This is a genomic window from Jiella endophytica (genome assembly GCF_004519335.1).
Classification (GTDB): domain Bacteria; phylum Pseudomonadota; class Alphaproteobacteria; order Rhizobiales; family Rhizobiaceae; genus Jiella; species Jiella endophytica.
The window spans coordinates 584318-600998 of the sequence record NZ_SOZD01000004.1; the positions used below are offsets into that span (position 1 = coordinate 584318).

The 16681-nt window shown below is 66.8% G+C and carries 15 protein-coding genes; 3 read left to right on the forward strand and 12 right to left on the reverse strand.

Annotated elements, in window-relative coordinates:
• Positions 1 to 160: 160 nt before the first annotated feature.
• The 11 genes from E3C22_RS15640 to tesB all read right to left on the reverse strand — a co-directional run bounded on the left by E3C22_RS15640 (position 161) and on the right by tesB (position 12242).
• Complete coding sequence (locus E3C22_RS15640; protein ID WP_134762956.1) at positions 161 to 1243, reverse strand: BMP family ABC transporter substrate-binding protein; 1083 nt, start codon at positions 1241 to 1243, stop codon at positions 161 to 163.
• Between the two features lie 37 nt (positions 1244 to 1280).
• Positions 1281 to 2204: an ABC transporter permease gene (locus tag E3C22_RS15645; RefSeq protein ID WP_134762957.1), complete on the reverse strand. Its 924-nt coding sequence runs from the start codon at positions 2202 to 2204 to the stop codon at positions 1281 to 1283.
• A complete protein-coding gene (locus E3C22_RS15650) occupies positions 2201 to 3286 on the reverse strand; it encodes an ABC transporter permease (protein WP_134763044.1) in 1086 nt (361 codons plus the stop codon). Before E3C22_RS15650 ends, E3C22_RS15645 begins: the two co-directional genes overlap by 4 nt.
• A gap of 41 nt (positions 3287 to 3327) precedes the next feature.
• Positions 3328 to 4914, reverse strand: a complete 1587-nt coding sequence (locus tag E3C22_RS15655) for an ABC transporter ATP-binding protein (protein ID WP_134762958.1) — start codon at positions 4912 to 4914, stop codon at positions 3328 to 3330.
• 70 nt (positions 4915 to 4984) lie between these two features.
• Entirely contained in the window at positions 4985 to 5806 is an 822-nt protein-coding gene (xdhC, locus tag E3C22_RS15660; protein ID WP_134762959.1) for a xanthine dehydrogenase accessory protein XdhC, read from the reverse strand.
• 358 nt (positions 5807 to 6164) lie between these two features.
• The gene (locus E3C22_RS15670) at positions 6165 to 6503 is read right to left on the reverse strand and encodes a type II toxin-antitoxin system HicB family antitoxin (protein ID WP_134762960.1); all 339 of its coding nucleotides are present in this window, start codon (positions 6501 to 6503) and stop codon (positions 6165 to 6167) included.
• On the reverse strand, positions 6500 to 6757 hold the full coding sequence (locus E3C22_RS15675) for a type II toxin-antitoxin system HicA family toxin (protein WP_134762961.1): 258 nt from the start codon (positions 6755 to 6757) through the stop codon (positions 6500 to 6502). The genes E3C22_RS15670 and E3C22_RS15675 overlap by 4 nt, the downstream gene beginning before the upstream one ends.
• 83 nt (positions 6758 to 6840) lie before the next feature.
• Positions 6841 to 9255: a xanthine dehydrogenase molybdopterin binding subunit gene (gene xdhB / locus E3C22_RS15680; RefSeq protein WP_134762962.1), complete on the reverse strand. Its 2415-nt coding sequence runs from the start codon at positions 9253 to 9255 to the stop codon at positions 6841 to 6843.
• The gene (xdhA, locus tag E3C22_RS15685; RefSeq protein WP_134762963.1) at positions 9255 to 10757 is read right to left on the reverse strand and encodes a xanthine dehydrogenase small subunit; all 1503 of its coding nucleotides are present in this window, start codon (positions 10755 to 10757) and stop codon (positions 9255 to 9257) included. Before xdhA ends, xdhB begins: the two co-directional genes overlap by 1 nt.
• On the reverse strand, positions 10757 to 11116 hold the full coding sequence (uraH, locus tag E3C22_RS15690; protein WP_134762964.1) for a hydroxyisourate hydrolase: 360 nt from the start codon (positions 11114 to 11116) through the stop codon (positions 10757 to 10759). Before uraH ends, xdhA begins: the two co-directional genes overlap by 1 nt.
• A gap of 256 nt (positions 11117 to 11372) precedes the next feature.
• Complete coding sequence (tesB, locus tag E3C22_RS15695; RefSeq protein WP_134762965.1) at positions 11373 to 12242, reverse strand: acyl-CoA thioesterase II; 870 nt, start codon at positions 12240 to 12242, stop codon at positions 11373 to 11375.
• Positions 12243 to 12472: 230 nt separating this feature from the next.
• Between tesB and E3C22_RS15700 the strand changes: the two genes are divergently transcribed.
• On the forward strand, positions 12473 to 13687 hold the full coding sequence (locus E3C22_RS15700; protein WP_134763045.1) for a ubiquinone biosynthesis hydroxylase: 1215 nt from the start codon (positions 12473 to 12475) through the stop codon (positions 13685 to 13687).
• Positions 13688 to 13965: 278 nt separating this feature from the next.
• Here E3C22_RS15700 and E3C22_RS15705 read toward each other — a convergent pair whose 3' ends face one another.
• On the reverse strand, positions 13966 to 15192 hold the full coding sequence (locus E3C22_RS15705; RefSeq protein WP_134762966.1) for an ABC transporter substrate-binding protein: 1227 nt from the start codon (positions 15190 to 15192) through the stop codon (positions 13966 to 13968).
• A gap of 547 nt (positions 15193 to 15739) precedes the next feature.
• Here E3C22_RS15705 and E3C22_RS15710 point away from each other — a divergent pair.
• Complete coding sequence (locus E3C22_RS15710) at positions 15740 to 15949, forward strand: cold-shock protein (protein ID WP_134762967.1); 210 nt, start codon at positions 15740 to 15742, stop codon at positions 15947 to 15949.
• Positions 15950 to 16122: 173 nt separating this feature from the next.
• Positions 16123 to 16548: a hypothetical protein gene (locus tag E3C22_RS24665; protein WP_206026974.1), complete on the forward strand. Its 426-nt coding sequence runs from the start codon at positions 16123 to 16125 to the stop codon at positions 16546 to 16548.
• Positions 16549 to 16681: the final 133 nt, after the last annotated feature.

Here is a 16681-nt window from a genome sequence, read left to right on the forward strand (position 1 = left end):
CCCTTGAGGGGGAGATGTCCGGCAGGACAGAGGGGGGTGCCTCGGCACAACCGTCAGAGAAGCCCCCTGCACACCGCTCAGCGACCCTTCGAGCTCAGCCGGCCTTTTGGCCGGCTGAGTGTCCCGGGACCGGCGGGGCCGAGGTCTTACGCCCCGCTCCTCAGCTCTGCACGCCCTCGACGTACCAGTCCATCTTGAGGAGGTCGCCGTCGGGGATCTTCTCGCCGTCCGCGACCTTCTCCTCGCCCGCCTGGTTCTTGATCGGCCCGGTGAAGACCTCGTAGGTGCCGGCCTTGGTCTCGTCGACGATCTTCTGGGCCGCAGCCTTCACGTCGTCGGGCATGGCGTCGTTGAACGGCGCCATTTCGAGGATGTCCTCCTGCATGCCCCACCAGATGTCGCGCGGCTTCCAGTCGCCGGCAAGGAGCTTCTTCACCTCGTCGACGTAATACGGCCCCCAGTGATCGACGATCGCCGTCATGTGGGCCTTCGGCGCGAAGCTCGACATGTCCCAGGCCTGGCCGAAGGCGATGACGCCCGCCTCCTCGGCCGCCTGCAGCGGCGCAGGCGAGTCGGTGTGCTGGCTGATCACGTCGACACCCTGGGAGAGCAGCGCCTTGGCGGCGTCGGCTTCCTTGGCGGGATCGTACCAGGAGTTCACCCAGACGACCTTGGTGACGAAGTCCGGATTGACCGCCCTTGCGGCGAGGGTGAAGGCGTTGATGCCCATCACCACCTCGGGGATCGGGAAGGAGGCGATGTAGCCGCCCTGGCCGGCCTTCGACATCATGCCGGCGATGGTGCCGAGCACGGCGCGGCCCTGATAGAAGCGCGAATTGTACGCCCCCATGTTGTCGGCCGTCTTGTAGCCGGTGGCATGGTCGAAGGCGACGTTTGGAAACTGCTTGGCGACCTTCAGCGTCGGGTTCATGAAGCCGAAGGAGGTGGTGAAGACGATGTCGTTGCCGCCCTGCGCCAGCTGGCGGATGACGCGCTCGGCATCCGGCCCCTCGGCGACGTTCTCGACGAAGCTCGTCTCCACCTTGTCGCCGAGTTCCTTCTCGAGGAACTTCCGCCCCTGGTCGTGGGCGAAGGAATAGCCGTAGTCGCCGACCGGGCCGACATAGACGAAGGCGGCCTTCACCTTGTCCTTGCCCTGGGCGCGCGCCGGAAGGCCGACGACGGAGGTCGCGGCAAGCGTCGCGGCACCGGCGAGAAGGCGGCGGCGGTTGGTTTCGAACATCACGGGATCTCCTGTTGTAAATCGTCGAAGGATCGGTTCAGGCCGCCGCCCGGAAGGGCTTTCCGAGGCAGGCCGGAGCGTTTGCGCCGCCGCGCTTGGCGGCGGAGATGATCGCGAGGACGGCGATCGTCGCGAGATAGGGGAGCGCCGCCAGAAGCTCGGGCGCGAACATGTTGAAGCCGGCGGCCTTCGCCTGCAGCTCCATGGTGATGACGAGGCCGAAAAGATAGGCGCCGGCCAGCATGCGGCCCGGCCGCCAGGAGGCGAAGACCACGAGGGCGATGGCGATCCAGCCGCGGCCCGCCGTCAGCCGCTCGGCCCACATCGGCGTCAGCACCAGCGAATAGTAGGAGCCGGCGAGCCCGGCCATCGCCCCGCCGAACAGGATGGCGAGATAGCGCACCTTCAGCACCGGATAGCCGATGGCGTGGGCGGCGGAATCGGATTCGCCGACCGCCCGAAGAATCAACCCGGCGCGCGAGCGGTTGAGGAACCAGGCGACCGCGACGGTGAGGATCAGCCCGAAATAGACCAGCGGCGAATGGCCGAAGACGAGGCGCAGAAGCGGCGAGGCGGTCAGCGCCTCGGGGAAGATCGTCCCGAAGGTCGGCGTGGTGATGCCGACGAAGGGCGCGCCGATCAGCGCCGAGACGCCGGTGCCGAAGATCGTCAGGGCAAGGCCCGTCGCCACCTGATTGGCCATCAGCGTCAGGACGAGGACGGCGAAGATCATCGAGGCCGCCGCCGCCGCTCCCATCGCCGCCAGTGCGCCCAGCACGGGGATGCCGGTGGAGGTGGCGACGGCAAAGCCGGTGACCGCGCCGATCAGCATCATCCCCTCGACGCCGAGATTGAGGACGCCGGATTTCTCGACGACGAGTTCGCCGAGTCCGGCGATCAGGAGCGGCGTCGCGGCGCCGGCGACGGTCATCAGGATGGCGACGAGAAGGTCGAGATTCATGCCGCCACCGCCTTGCCCTTGGCGGGCTCCGCCTCCTTCGCCGCAGCCGCCTTCGGCGCCGGCGCGGCACGGCCGGAGACCACCCGGTAGCGAACCAGAATGTCGGTCGCGAGCAGGAAGAACAGCATCATCGCCTGGAAGACGCCGGTCGCCGCGGAGGGCAGGCCGATCGTCGTCTGGGCGCTTTCGCCGCCGACATAGGTCAGCGCCAGGACGAGGGCGGCGGCGAGGATGCCGAGCGGGTTCAGCCGGCCGAGAAAGGCGACGATGATGGCGGTGTAGCCGTAGCCGGTGGGAAACTGCGGCACCATCTGGCCGAACGGGCCCGACGCTTCGAGGATACCGGCGAAACCGGCGAGCCCGCCGCCGGCCATCAGCGCGATCCACACCGTCGAGGCGGCCCCGAAGCCGCCGAAGGCGGCCGCCTTCGGGGCAAGGCCCACGACCTTGATCTGGAAGCCGGTGATCGTACGGGTCATCACCGCAAAGGCGGTGAGCGCAACCGCCGCCGCCAGCGGTACGCCGAGATGGATGAGCGTGCCGGGAACGATCATCGGCAGTGTCTGGTCGGCGGAGAACATCGCCGTCTGCGGGAAATTGAAGCCCTCGGGGTCCTTCCAGGGACCGCGCATTAGATAGAACAGCAGCTGGATGGCGACGTAGTTGAGCATCAGGCTGGTCAGGATCTCGTTGACCCCGAGCGTCGTCTTGAGGATCGCCGGGACCGCTGCCCAGACCATGCCGCCGAGAATGCCGCAGACAAGCATCAGCGGCAGGATCCACGAGCCGGACATGTCGAGCGTTGCCAGCGCGACGCCGGTGCCGGCGAGGCCGCCGAGGATGTACTGGCCCTCGGCGCCGATGTTCCAGACATTGGCGCGAAAGCCGATGGCAAGGCCGGTGGCGATCATCGCCAAGGGCGCCGCCTTCACCAGGAGGTCCTGCCAGCGATAGAGATTGAACAGCGGCTTGACGAAGATCTCGACGACGGCGCCGAACCCGTCATGGCCGAGCAGCGTGAAGAGCACCGCCCCGACGATGAGCGTCAGGACGACGGCGATGACCGGCGCCGCCAGCATCATCGCACGGCTTTCCTGCCGCCTCGGCTCCAGACGCAACAGGCTCACAGGGCAGGCTCCGGTCGTCTTTCGTGGGCCTCGGCCTTCGCCCCGACCCTCGTTTCGGCCGCCTGGCCGCCATGGATGCCGCCCATCAGGAGCCCGACCCGCTCGATGGAAATGCCCTTGACGTCCATCGGCTCGGACAGCCGTCCCTCGTTGATCACCGCCAGGCGATCGCAAAGCTCGAGCAGCTCGTCGAGATCCTGGCTGACGACGACGACGGCGGCGCCTTGTCTGGCGAGATCGATCATCGACTGGCGGATGAAGGAGGCGGCCCCCGCATCGACGCCCCAGGTCGGCTGCGAGACGACGAGCACTGCCGGGTCCTGCATGATCTCCCGGCCCATGACGAATTTCTGCAGGTTGCCGCCCGAAAGACTCCCTGCGGCAGCGCCCGGTCCGGTCGCCTTGACCGAGAAGGCCTCGATCACCCGCCCGGCATAGTCGCGCGCCGCCTTCGCCCGGATGACGCCGCCGGAGGCAAGGCCCATGCGGCTTCGCGCCGAAAGCAGCGCGTTGTCGGCAAGGCTCATTCCCGGCACGGCGGCGTGGCCGTTGCGCTCTTCCGGAGAGCTGGCGAGCCCCGCCCGGCGCCGGGCGCCGACCGACAGGCCGGCAAGTTCCGTCCCGTCGAGCCGGATCGAGCCCGAAATGCCGGCGGCGTCCTCGCCCGAAATAACGGCGAGGAGCTCGTTCTGGCCGTTGCCGGCGACCCCGGCGATGCCGAAGATCTCGCCCGAGCGAACCGCGAACGAAACCTCCTTCAGGCTGGTGCCGAAAGGCGGCTCGCCCGGCGCCGACAGCGCGGAGACGACGAAGCGCTCCTTGCCGGCCGCGCCGGAGGATTTCTGCGACAGGTCCTTGAGGCTGCCGCCGATCATCAGCTCGGCCATCGAGCGTGCCGATTCCTCGCGCGGATCGCAGCTCGCCACCACCTTGCCGCCGCGAAGGATGGTGGCGGATTCGCAGAGCGCCTTGATCTCGTGGAGCTTGTGGGAAATGTAGAGGATCGAGCAGCCTTCGCTCGCCAGGCGCCGCAGCGTTTCGAAGAGCTGCTCCACTTCCTGCGGCGTCAGCACCGAGGTCGGCTCGTCCATGATCAGGAGCTTCGGCTGCTGCAGGAGCGCGCGGACGATCTCGATGCGCTGGCGCTCGCCGACCGACAGCGTATGGACATGGCGGTGGGGGTCGAGGGAAAGCCCGTAGGAGGCGAGCACCTCGCGCACCCGCGCCTCCAGCTCGCGCCGGGGCGGCGGATTGTCCATGCCGAGCGCAATGTTCTCCAGCACGGTCATCGCCTCGAACAGCGAGAAGTGCTGGAATACCATGCCAATGCCGAGGCTGCGCGCCTCGCGCGGCGAGCCGATGCGAACCGGCTTGCCGTCAAAGACGATCTCGCCCTCGTCCGCCTGCTGCACGCCGTAGATGATCTTGACGAGGGTGGACTTGCCGGCGCCGTTCTCGCCGAGCAGCGCATGGATCGCCCCGGCCGGCACCTGGAACGAGACGTGGTCGTTGGCGACGACGCCGGGAAAGCGCTTGGAAATTCCCTTCAGTTCCAGACGTGGCGAGACCGCCGTCGCTGTCATCAACCCCGATCCCTGCCCAACCGTTCGACGCCGCTTCACTATGGCATCCGCAACCGGCTCATGCCAAGCTTCACGGCAGCGTTTCTCCCTGATGTTTTAACAGGCAAGTGGCGATCTCCGCGGCGGCGAGCGCGGCGATCACCTCGGGCCGCTTGTCGCGCAGGCCCGCCCCGCCGATCGGCAAAGTGAGGCGGGCGGCATCGGCCTCGCGCCGCTCTTCGGCCAGATGGCGGCGAAACCGCTCGCGCTTGGTGGCCGAGCCGATCATGCCGACATAGGCGGCATCGCCCCGGGCGAGCGCGGCGGCGGCGATGAGGAAGTCCAGGGAATGCTCGTGGGTCATCACGACGAAGGCGGCGCCGGGCGGCGCGTCCTCGACCAGCGCTTCCGGCATCGCGGCGGCGACCGCTCGCACGGCCTGCGGCAGACCGCGAAGCGTTTCCGGCCGCGAATCGACGAGGCCGACGGCAAGCGGCAGCGGCGCCATCGCCGTCGCCAGCGCCCGGCCGGTATGCCCCGCACCGAAGATCATGACGGCCGGAAGCCTTGCCCTCGCCCGCTCGTCATCCGCCGCGATCGCCGCAAGCAGCGCCGCATCGAGCCGTTGGAAGGACAGTCCCACCCGGCCGCCGCAGCACTGGCCGATCTCTGGCCCGAGCGGCACGTCGATCGCCGCTTCCGTCTCGCCGGCGGCGATCATCGCCCTTGCCTGGTCGATTGCGTCGAATTCAAGCCGGCCGCCGCCGATCGTGCCGGCGACCTCTTGCGCGGTCACCAGCATCCGCGCCCCGGCCTCGCGGGGCGTCGAGCCGAGAGCCGTCTCGACGGTGACGAGAAAGGCGGGATCGGCACGTTCTTGGGCTGCATGGGCAGCGGCGAGGAGACGGGTCATTCCGTGCGCGCCAGATTGCATCCCGGACCGCTGCGGCTATTGACGCTTGCGAGCCGATCAGACGTCTGCAGCCTGTCGCGCCCCCCTCTGTCCTGCCGGACATCTCCCCCGCAAGGGGGGAGATCGATCTCGCGCCGACGCCGCTGCCTCAAATCCGGCGTTCGTCGCGGCAGCCACGTTTCTGGAAAAGGTGAAAGCCGCGCCGCCTCCAATCTCCCCCCTTGAGGAGATGTCCGGCAGGACAGAGGGGGGTGCCGCGGCGCCATTACGTCAAACGACCCTTCCCCGCATCGCCTCGGACTGCTCGAGAGTGGCATTGGCGAGCCGAGAGACTTGTCATTTCACTCAAGCCTGCCACTCATCCATCCTGCGTCGCACGTTCGATCGCCTCTCCGACCCACTCATTGAGGCTCTTCTGCTGTGCTCTCGCGGCGGTTACGGCTGCCTCATGCAGCCCCGCTTCGATCCGGACGTTGAATTTTCCCGAAAAGCCGCGAAACGGCTCGATACCGTTCTCGGTGCACATCTCGAGATAAGTCTTGAGGGAGAGATGTCCCTCCTCCTTCAATCCATCGACGCTCGTGGCGTAAAAATCCGCTCCGCCATTCAGGTTCACGAATTCGCCGCGAAACATCCCGATTTCTGGATCGAACGTGACGACCGCCTTCTGACCATCGATTTCCATCACATTGTTCATGACGGCCTTACCCCGTTCGATTCGAGCCATTTCCTGATCGACACGACCGCACCTTTGTCGGTTTCCGGGAGAGGGTGCGGACGATGAAAGACACGGATTTCGCCAAACAGGATCACGCCGACCCTCGACCCTGCCCGCTCTTCGAGCCGACCACCGAGATCAATCAGCAGTGCTTCAATGTCGTCCCAGCGGATCGTACCGCTAACGGGCCGTGCGAAGATCGCATGAAGCGTCCGCCGATGTCGCCTCCTCATCTCAATTTAGTACCATTAATTAGTACCATCGACAAGATAATCCGGCCGAACTTTGAGGCGTTTGCAGCCGGGTGGACATTCGGCTATCCACCCCGCACATCCTCCACCGCCTTCAACACACGCTCCGGCGTCGCCGGGGCGTCGAGCCGCGGAAACGCCCTGCCCTCTCCCGCCGCGATCAGCGCGTCAGTCAGGGCCGAGAACACCGAGATCGCCAGCATGAAGGGCGGCTCGCCGACGGCTTTCGAGCGATAGACGGTCTCGGCGCGGTTCTCGCCCTTCTCCCAGATGGCGATCCTGAAGTCGTCCGGCCGGTCGTTGGCGGTCGGGATCTTGTAGGTCGAGGGGGCGTGGGTCATCAGCCGGCCCTTGTCGTTCCACCAGAGCTCCTCGGTGGTCAGCCAGCCAACCCCTTGCATGAAGCCGCCTTCGATCTGGCCCATGTCGATCGCCGGGTTCAGCGACTTGCCGACGTCGTGCAGAATGTCCGCACGCAGCAGCCGATATTCACCCGTCAGCGTGTCGATGACGACTTCCGAACAGGCCGCCCCATAGGCGAAATAGTAAAAGGGTCGGCCGCTCGCCTTCTCCCGGTCGTATTCGATCTCCGGAGTGGCGTAGAAGCCCGTCGAGGACAGCGAGATGCGGGCGAGATAGGCCTCGCCGACGAGATCGGAAAAGCGCTTCTCCATGTTGCCGATCAAGACCCGGTTTGCCTGGAACACCACCTGCTCGGGCGGCACGTGGTAGCGCTCCGAAGCAAAGCCGATGAGCCGGTCCTTGATCGTGCGGGCGGCGTTCAGCGCCGCCATGCCGTTGAGGTCGGAGCCGGAGGAGGCCGCCGTCGCCGAGGTGTTCGGCACCTTGGCGGTGGTGGTCGCGGTGATCTTCACCCGGGCGAGATCGATCTGGAACTCTTCGGCGACCACCTGCGCCACCTTGACGAACAGCCCCTGGCCCATCTCGGTGCCGCCGTGATTGAGATGCACCGAACCGTCCTTATAGACATGGACGAGGGCGCCGGCCTGGTTGAGATGGGTGGTCGTGAAGGAGATGCCGAACTTCACCGGCGTCAGGGCAAGGCCCTTCTTCAGGATCGGGCTCTTCGCATTGAAGGCCTGCACCGCCTCGCGTCGGACCCGGTAGTCCGAGGAGGCTTCCAGCGCCTCGACGATCTCGGCGATGACGCTGTCGGTGACCTTCATGTGGTAGGGCGTCGCCGCCGGCTCTTCGCCGATGGCCGGATAGAAGTTCCGCTTCCTGACGTCGAGGGGATCGAGCCCGGTCAGAAAGGCAATCTCGTCCATCGCCCGCTCGATGCCGACCATGCCCTGCGGCCCGCCGAAGCCCCTGAAGGCGGTGTTGGAAACGGTGTGCGTCTTCAGCCGCCGCGACAGGATCCGCGCGGCTTTCAGGTCATAGGCGTTGTCGGCATGAAACATCGCCCGGTCGGCGATCGCCGCGGAAAGATCGCGGGAATAGCCGCAGCGCACGACCTGCTCGAAATCGGCGGCGATGATCGTCCCGTCCGCGGCGAAGCCGAGATCGTAGTTGATGCGCGTTTCGTGGCGCTTGCCGGTCATCTCCATGTCGTCGTCGCGGTCGAGCCGGCATTTCGCCGGCCGCCCGGTCTTCGTCGCGGCGAGCGCCGCGACGGCGGCAAACAGCGCCGGCTGGCTTTCCTTGCCGCCAAAGCCGCCGCCCATGCGCCTCAACTCCACCGTCACCGCATGGTCCGGCACACCCAGCATCTTGGCGACGTTGTGCTGAACCTCGGACGGATGCTGGGTGGAGGAGCGGACAAAGATGTCGCCGTCCTCCTGGGGCACCGCATAAGCGATCTGGCCTTCCAGATAGAAGTGATCCTGGCCGCCGACCTCGACGCGGCCCTTCGCGCGCATCTGCGCCGATTCGAGCGCGGCCTCCGCATCGCCGAGCCGCATCTCGTAGGCCGGCAAGAGGTCTTCGCCGGCCTCGTCGGCATGGGCGATCGCCTCGTCGATCGAGATCGCCGCCGGCAGATCCTGATATTCCACCGCCGCGAGCTTCGCCGCCGCCCGTGCTTGCAGCTCGGTCTCGGCGGCGACGGCAAAGAGCGGCTGGCCGACATATTGGACGACGGCAGCTTCTCCCTCGAGCGCCGGGAAGATCGGATCGTCGCCGAAGACCGGCGAATAGTCGTTCTGGCCGGGAATGTCGGCCGCCGTCAGCACGACGGCGACACCGGGTGCGCCTTTGACGGCCGCAAGGTCGAGCCGGGTGATCCGCGCATGGGCGCGGGCCGACATGGCAATGAAGACCTGTAACGTGCCCGGCAGTTCAAGTTCGTCATCCGTGTAGCGGGCGGCGCCGGTGACATGCTTGATCCCGCTGTCATGGGCGGTCGGCGTCGCCACCCCACCCTTGATGCGGGTCTCGTGGCTCGGCGGGCGCTCGTTCAGCTCGGCGAGCCCCGGCTCGCCGGCGCCGGAGCGGTCCTGGATCCTCGTCTGGTCCATCACGCCGCTCCCCCGATCGCGGCGAGGTCAAGGGCGTCCGGGCCGACTACGGCGATGCGGGCGCTCGCCGCGCCGGAAAGCTCCAGCTGGAAGCGCTTCAGAAGGTTCTGCGCCGTCTTCAGCCGGTAGTCGCTCGATGCCCGCATGTCAGTCAGCGGCGAAAAATCCTCCGCCATCGCCGCCATCGCATCCCTCGCCGCGACGCCGTCGAAGGGCCGGCCGATCAGCGCCGCCTCGGCCGCCTTCGCCCGCTTCGGAATGCCGGCCATGCCGCCGAAGGCAAGCCGCGCCTCGCTCACCACATCGCCGTCAAAGGTCAGGCAGAAAGCCGCCATCACCGCCGAGATGTCCGAGTCGAAGCGCTTGGAGATCTTGTGGGCGAAGAAGCGCTGGTTGTCGGCAAGCCGCGGCACCTCTACGGCGGCGACGAATTCGCCCTTGCCCCGGTCCTGCCTGCCGTAGTCGATGAAGAAATCCTCGAGCGGTACGATCCGCAGGTCGTCGCCCTTCCTCAGGAACAACCGGCTGCCGAGGGCGATGAAACAGGGCGGCAGGTCGCCGATCGGCGAACCGTTGGCGATGTTGCCGCCGATCGTGCCGGCATTGCGGATCTGCGCCCCAGCGAAGCGCCGCAGCATTTCGCCGAGATCAGGATGGATGCCTGCGAGCACGTCGCGCGCCTCGCGATGGGTGATCGCCGCGCCGAAATAGACCCGGCCCGCCGCCTCCTCGATCACCTTCAGGTCGCGCACATGGCTGACGTCGATCATCACCGGCAGCTCGCGATACTGTTTTGTCACCCAGAGGCCGACATCGGTCGCCCCGGCGACGAGGACGGCGTCGGGATTGGCGGCATAGGTGTCGGCGAGATCGTCGACATTGGTCGGGGCGTACCACCGGTGGCCTCTCGCCTCATAGGCAAAGACCCCCTCGCCCTCCATTTCCGCCAGCCCCGCCGACAGCGCAGCGTCCTCCGCAGCCGTATCGGGCACGGGCTCGCCGGCGATCTCGAGCCCGGCCTCGACGATCGGGCCGTAGCCGGTGCAGCGGCACAGATTGCCGGAGATCGCGTCCTTCACCGACTGGCGGTCGGTGAGCGCGCCGGTGAGCCAGCCGGCATGCAGCTGCATGACGAAGCCGGGGGTGCAGAAGCCGCACTGGCTGGCGTGGTTTTCCACCATCGCCGTCTGCAGCGGCGTCAGGCCATCGCGGCCGAGATGCTCGATGGTCTCGATCGCCCGGCCGTTCATGGCCGGCAGGAACTGGATACAGGCATTGGCCGAGCGGCGGGAAATGCCGCCGGAGCCGTCCGGCTCCGAAACCAGCACGGTGCAGGCACCGCAGTCGCCCTCGGCGCAGCCTTCCTTGGTGCCGGTCAGGCGCTCGGGTCCGCGCAGATAGTCGAGCAGCGTGGTCGTCGGTGTCTCGCCGGTCACCTCGCGCTTCTCGCCATTGAGCAGGAAGCGGATCGGCCGGGGAGAGAGGTTCGGCGCTTGCGGCATCAGCTTCCCCGATAGGTCGAGTAGGCATAGGGGCTGATCAGCAGCGGCACGTGATAGTGCGCCGGCCCTGCGATGCCGAAGCGGATCGGCACGACGTTCAGAAAGGGCGGTTCGGGAAGATCGACCCCAGCCTTGCGGAAATACTCCGCGACGAAGAATGTCAGCCCGTATTCGCCGGGCCGCAGGTCCTCCCCGGACAACAGCGGCGCGTCGACGCGCCCGTCGTCATTGGTCGAGACGGTCTTCAGGGTCGCGGTGCCGGCGCCCTCGTATCGCGCGAGCTCGATGCGGATACCCGCGGCCGGCCGGCCATGCATGGTGTCGAGGACATGGGTCGTGAGCCGCGCCGCATCCGGCATGATGAGCCTTCCCGATTTTTTGACCATCTGGTCAGGCAATGTGCAACGTCGGGCGAGGCCAGTGCAAGCGCGCCGGTTCAGCACGCGCCGCAAACGGTCCCTGCGTTGCGATCGTCCCCGGCGCATCACCGATCGGCGGAATGGTCACGCGGTGAGGTCGCAGGATTGCGCGGCGGGTGGCGTGAGGGTCCTACCCTTTCGGCGTGGCTGCCGACGACACAACGGCAACGGATACGCCGCGCGCCGTCTCGACAGGCTATGTCTCCCCGCGCCGCGGGCGGATCAGCCCCTCCTGCGCGACGGAGGCGATCAACGTGCCGTCGAGCCCGTAGAGCGAGCCGCGGGTGAGACCGCGCCCGCCGGAGGAGGATGGGGAATCCTGCGTATATAGCATCCACTCCGAGACCCTCGCTGGCCGATGGAACCACATGGCGTGGTCGAGGCTCGCCGCCTGCACCCGCTCGTCGAAGACCGACAGGCCATGGGCGAACAGCGCGGTGTCGAGCAGCGTCATGTCGGAAAGATAGGCGAGGATGACGGTGTTCAGCATCGGATCGTCGCCGATCTCGCCGCGGCAGCGCACCCAGACGTGCTGATAGGGCTCCAGCCGGTCGTCGGACAGGTAGTGTTCCATGAAGATCGGCCGGAACTCGATCGCCCGCTGCCGCTGAAAGTAGCGCCTGACCGCCGGCGAGGCGTTCTGGAGCAGCGTCTCCTCCAGCGCCTTGGCGTCGGGCAGTTCGTCCGGCTTGGGGATGTCCGGCATCGCCAGCTGGTGCTCGAAGCCTGCCTCGTGCCTCTGGAACGAAGCGGACAGCGAAAAGATCGCCGCGCCGTGCTGCATCGCCACCACGCGCCGGGTGGTGAAGGAGCGGCCGTCGCGGATCCGGTCGACGGCATAGACGATCGGGATCGCCGGATCGCCCGGCCGCATGAAATAGGCGTGCAGCGAGTGGCAGCCGCGCTCTTCGGGAACGGTGCGGATGGCGGCTGACAGCGCCTGGGCGATCACCTGGCCGCCGAAGACCCGCTGCCAGCCATTGTCCGGGCTGACGCCGCGATAGAGATCCTCCTCGAGTTTTTCGAGGTCGAGGATCGCCAGAAGCTGTTCAACCGGGTCGCTCATCCATAGATACTCCAGGCGGGTGCGCTGTGGTTCCTACAATGCGCTCAATGAGATCGCAAAGGCTTGCGGGGTCGATCCCTCTTGGGGGACGTCGCAGATGGAGGAGAGAGCCGCAAGGCCGCCTCCCGCTCCGGCGCCGCAGCCAGACGAAATCCTGCGCGCTCCTCCGGGGGCCGGTGCAGATCGGAGACGAGACGATGAGCGAGACACCCTTCGAAACGCCGACCGGGATGGTCGACATCCTCGTCGCCGGCGCCGGCTATGTCGGGTTGACGACCGCTGTCGCGATCAAGCAGGCCGCGCCGCATCTGAATATCGCCATTGCGGACGCAGCGCCGGAAGGTGTCTGGGAAAAGGACGGCCGCGCGTCGGCGGTTGCCGCCGCCGCCGTGCGCATGCTCGAACAGCTGGGGATCTGGACTCAGATCCGCGACGAGGCCCAGCCGATCACCGAGATGATCGTCACCGATTCCAGGACCGGCGACGCCATCCGCCCGGTTTTTTTGACCTTCGGCGGTGAGGCGCAGCCGGGCGAGCCCTTCGCTCACATGATGCCGAATGTGGCGCTCAACGGCGCCCTGAGGCAGCGCGCCGGCGAGCTCGGCATCGCCATCCGCCAGGGCATCGCCGTCTCCGGCATCTCCGAGGCCGTCGGCCATGTCGACGTGCGCCTTTCGGACGGCTCGACGCTCGCCGCCCGGCTGCTGGTCGCCTGCGACGGCGTGAAGTCGGCGATCCGTGACATGGCCGGCATCCGCACCCTGCACTGGGACTACGGCCAGTCCGGCATCGTCGCGACGGTCGGCCACGAGCGCCCACATGAGGGCCGGGCCGAGGAGCATTTCCTTCCCTCGGGCCCCTTCGCCATCCTGCCTTTGAAGGGCAATCGCTCCTCGCTGGTCTGGACCGAGCCGACCCGCGAGGCCGAGCGCCTCGTCGATGCCGACGACATGGTGTTCGAACTGGAGCTCGAGCAGCGCTTTGGCCACAAGCTCGGCGCGCTCACCGTCGAGGGGCCGCGCCGCGCGTTTCCACTGGGGCTGACGCTCGCCCGCGACTTCGTCAAGCCGCGCATTGCGCTCGCCGGCGATGCCGCCCACGGGATCCATCCGATCGCCGGCCAGGGGCTCAATCTCGGCTTCAAGGACGCGGCGGCGCTGGCCGAAACCGTCGTCGACGCCGAGCGCCGCGGCCTCGACATCGGCGCGCTCGACGTTCTGGAGGGCTATCAGCGCTGGCGGAGATTCGACACCGTCCAGATGGGCGTCACCACGGACGTTCTGAACAGGCTTTTCTCCAACGACAATTCGGTGCTGCGCATGGCCCGCTCCTTCGGCCTGTCGCTGGTCGACCGCGCGCCTGCGCTGAAGGATTTCTTCATCGGCCAGGCCGCCGGGCTGACCAAGGGGCCGAGCCCGCGCCTGTTGAGGGGCGAGGCGATCTGAGCGTGACAGCAGTGCGACCGCTCAGGTCCGCCAAACCCCTCGACGCCTCGTCATCCCGGGCTTGACCCGGGATCCATTCCAAATCGTTCGAGCCGCCAAGTCGCATCCGACCCGAGCACGCATCCTGAACCGGATCGACGCTTCGCCGCCGAGGAATGGATCCCGGCTCGGGGGCCGGGATGACGAAGCGTCGATGGGCCTTGCATCCTGGCCAGCGCCGATGGGCAGGGCCCCGTCGTCCGCGAGCCAAAGGCCCGCGGACCATTGCCGTCAGTCCATCACATCTTCTTCGCCGCTTCGCAGCTGCCCTTGTCGAGCGGCTGGAAGGCGTCGTCGCCGGGGATCGTGCGGATGATCTTGTAGTAGTCCCACTTCTCCTTGCTCTCGTCCGGCGTCTTCACCTGGGCGAGATACATGTCGTGGACCATCAGCCCGTCGGCGCGGACCTTGCCGTTGCGGGCGAAGGCGTCCTCGATGGGCATTTCCTTCAGCTTCGCAACCACCGTCTTCGGATCGTCGGTGCCGGCCGCGTCGACCGCCTTCAGATACTGCAGCGCCGAGGAATACATGCCGGCCTGCACCATCGAGGGCTTCTGGCCGGTCTTCTCCTCGTATTTGGCGCTCCACTCGCGGGACTTCTCGTCGAAGTCCCAGTAGAAGCCGGTGGTTAGCGTCAGGCCTTGCGCCGCGTCGAGACCGAGGGCGTCGACGTCGGTGATGAAGAGCAGCAGCGAGGCGAGCTTCTGGCCGCCCTGGACGATGCCGAATTCCTGCGCCTGCTTGACCGAGTTCTGGGTGTCGGTGCCGGCGTTGGCAAGGCCGATCACCTGCGCGCCGGAGCCCTGGGCCTGCAGGAGGAAGGACGAAAAGTCAGGCGTCGGGAATGGCGCCGCGACGTCGCCGACGACCTCGCCGCCGTTGGCCTTCACGGCGTTGGCGGCGGTCTTTTCGAGATTGTGACCGAAGGTGTAGTCGGCGGTGATGAAGTACCAGGACTTGTTGCCCTCCTTCACCATCGCGACGGCGGTGCCGTTGGCGAGAGCGTCGGTGTCGTAGGTCCAGTGGAGCCCGGTCTCCGGCGCGCAATTCTCGTTGGTCAGCGCGTTGGTGGCACCGCCATTGTTGATATAGGCGACGTTCTTCTCCGCGGTGATCCCCTGCAGCGCGATGCCGACGCCGGAATTGGCACCGCCGAGGATCAGGTCGACATGCTCCTGGTCGGCCCACTGGCGGGCGATGTTGGAGCCGATATCGGCCTTGTTCTGGTGATCGCCCGACATCAGCTCGATCGGCTTGCCGGCGACCTTGCCGCCCATCTCGTCGATCGCCATCTGGACGGCGGCGACCGAGCCCTGGCCGTCGAGGGCGGAATAGGCGCCGGACATGTCGAGGATCATGCCGATCTTCACGGCGTCGTCGCTGATCCCCTTGCCATCCTGCGCCATCGCCGCGGTGGCGAGCGCTGTGGCAGCGCCTGCCAGAAGCATCGTCTTCAGAAATTGCATGCGTGTCTCCTCCCGGAACGAAACTCTCAGGAGCAATGCGCCGAACCGCAACGGCCTCCCAGCCGCATTGGCGCGGGCCGATCGCCGGCCCGCCGCAGTGCCCGGCCGACAGAGTGGCGGAGTCCTGCCGAAAGGGCAAACGGAGATTGCCGGAGCGGCCGATCTTCGAAAAGGCATCAGCTCGCGGCCTGATCGGCAGCCTTCCGGATGCGGGACGAGCGGAATCCCGAGAAGAGTTGCCGTCCGCGACCATCGCGGTCACCTTTCCGGTCCCGGGATCGAACGGGCGCCTGGCCGCATTCGTCGCATCGGCTGCCCGCGAAAACTAAAATTTGCCCGCCGCCTTGCGGCGAACACAATAAAAGTCCATATTCAAGTCATCGATCTTGCTTGTAAAATTTCGGTTCCGCGCCCGCCGCTTCGGCATCAGGTGAGTCATCACCACCAAGGGACAGGGGCGCACCGACTGATCTTCTCTTCAAAATCGAAAACAAGGCTCGGGCACTCGGCTCGATCCGATCAATATGTCGATACGAAGGAGATCGTCATGCCTGTTGGTACCGTCAAGTTTTTCAATACCCAGAAGGGTTTCGGCTTCATCGCGCCGGAGGGTGGCTCGCAGGACGTGTTCGTCCACGCCACCGCCGTCGAGCGCGCCGGCCTCGGCACCATCGTCGAGGGGCAGAAGCTGCAGTTCGAGGTGGTCACCGACCGCCGCACCGGCCGTTCCTCGGCCGACAATCTGCAGGCTGTCTAAGCCACTTGCTCCGACACGCTGACCACGGATGTACTGGCAGCGTCGACGGGTAGAAGAGGAAGGTCGGGCCCGCCCGGCCTTTTTTCGTTTCGGCGGATGGCAAAGATGACGGCCGTTCCGCTGCTCCCACTCTTGTGGGAAAGGCGCCGTAGCGCCGCGAGCGCCCGCCGAGAATGGCCGCGACAGGCGCCGGGTCTAAAACCGGACAAATTGCCGGAACGATTGTTCGGATCGGTTCGTCGCCCTATCTTACAAACCAAGCCCGACCATCCGACACGGATCGCGCGACAATCACGCGGCGGGCTGATTTCGGGGCCTCGCTGCACCACCGATGGATGCGCGGGCACCCGACGACCAAAAGCGAGACAATCATGAACGAAAAAGTCCTGGCACGGGCCGAACGCGTCTTCGGCGCGCCGGTCGACCGCCATGAAAAGGGATCGGCGATGACGCTGATCCGTCAGGAATCCGACGCCCAGCGCGAGAAGTCGGCAAAGCTCAGGGCATTGCGGCTGGCACGCGAGGCCGAAGAGGTGAAAGCGGCTCCGCCCGCCCCGCGCGCCGCTGCGAAGAGGACCGTCAAGCGCGGCCGCAGCTGAGCCGCTCTGAGCAGAGCGTCGAGCGTCCAACCGGACGCGCCACTGACACTCTAACTTATCGAAACGACGCCGCGGCCCTGCGGGCCTGCTTCACAACATGCCCCCAAAAGGCGGCAGCGGACGTCCGCCGGTG

What these genes read in the sequence shown, in the direction of transcription:
- E3C22_RS15640 (WP_134762956.1), bottom strand. Translation starts at nt 1,243, where the DNA reads ATGTTCGAAACCAACCGCCGCCGCCTTCTCGCCGGTGCCGCGACGCTT.
- E3C22_RS15645 (WP_134762957.1), bottom strand. Translation starts at nt 2,204, where the DNA reads ATGAATCTCGACCTTCTCGTCGCCATCCTGATGACCGTCGCCGGCGCC.
- E3C22_RS15650 (WP_134763044.1), bottom strand. Translation starts at nt 3,286, where the DNA reads ATGATGCTGGCGGCGCCGGTCATCGCCGTCGTCCTGACGCTCATCGTC.
- E3C22_RS15655 (WP_134762958.1), bottom strand. Translation starts at nt 4,914, where the DNA reads ATGACAGCGACGGCGGTCTCGCCACGTCTGGAACTGAAGGGAATTTCC.
- xdhC (WP_134762959.1), bottom strand. Translation starts at nt 5,806, where the DNA reads ATGACCCGTCTCCTCGCCGCTGCCCATGCAGCCCAAGAACGTGCCGAT.
- E3C22_RS15670 (WP_134762960.1), bottom strand. Translation starts at nt 6,503, where the DNA reads ATGAACAATGTGATGGAAATCGATGGTCAGAAGGCGGTCGTCACGTTC.
- E3C22_RS15675 (WP_134762961.1), bottom strand. Translation starts at nt 6,757, where the DNA reads ATGAGGAGGCGACATCGGCGGACGCTTCATGCGATCTTCGCACGGCCC.
- xdhB (WP_134762962.1), bottom strand. Translation starts at nt 9,255, where the DNA reads ATGGACCAGACGAGGATCCAGGACCGCTCCGGCGCCGGCGAGCCGGGG.
- xdhA (WP_134762963.1), bottom strand. Translation starts at nt 10,757, where the DNA reads ATGCCGCAAGCGCCGAACCTCTCTCCCCGGCCGATCCGCTTCCTGCTC.
- uraH (WP_134762964.1), bottom strand. Translation starts at nt 11,116, where the DNA reads ATGCCGGATGCGGCGCGGCTCACGACCCATGTCCTCGACACCATGCAT.
- tesB (WP_134762965.1), bottom strand. Translation starts at nt 12,242, where the DNA reads ATGAGCGACCCGGTTGAACAGCTTCTGGCGATCCTCGACCTCGAAAAA.
- E3C22_RS15700 (WP_134763045.1), top strand. Translation starts at nt 12,473, where the DNA reads ATGGTCGACATCCTCGTCGCCGGCGCCGGCTATGTCGGGTTGACGACC.
- E3C22_RS15705 (WP_134762966.1), bottom strand. Translation starts at nt 15,192, where the DNA reads ATGCAATTTCTGAAGACGATGCTTCTGGCAGGCGCTGCCACAGCGCTC.
- E3C22_RS15710 (WP_134762967.1), top strand. Translation starts at nt 15,740, where the DNA reads ATGCCTGTTGGTACCGTCAAGTTTTTCAATACCCAGAAGGGTTTCGGC.
- E3C22_RS24665 (WP_206026974.1), top strand. Translation starts at nt 16,123, where the DNA reads ATGGCCGCGACAGGCGCCGGGTCTAAAACCGGACAAATTGCCGGAACG.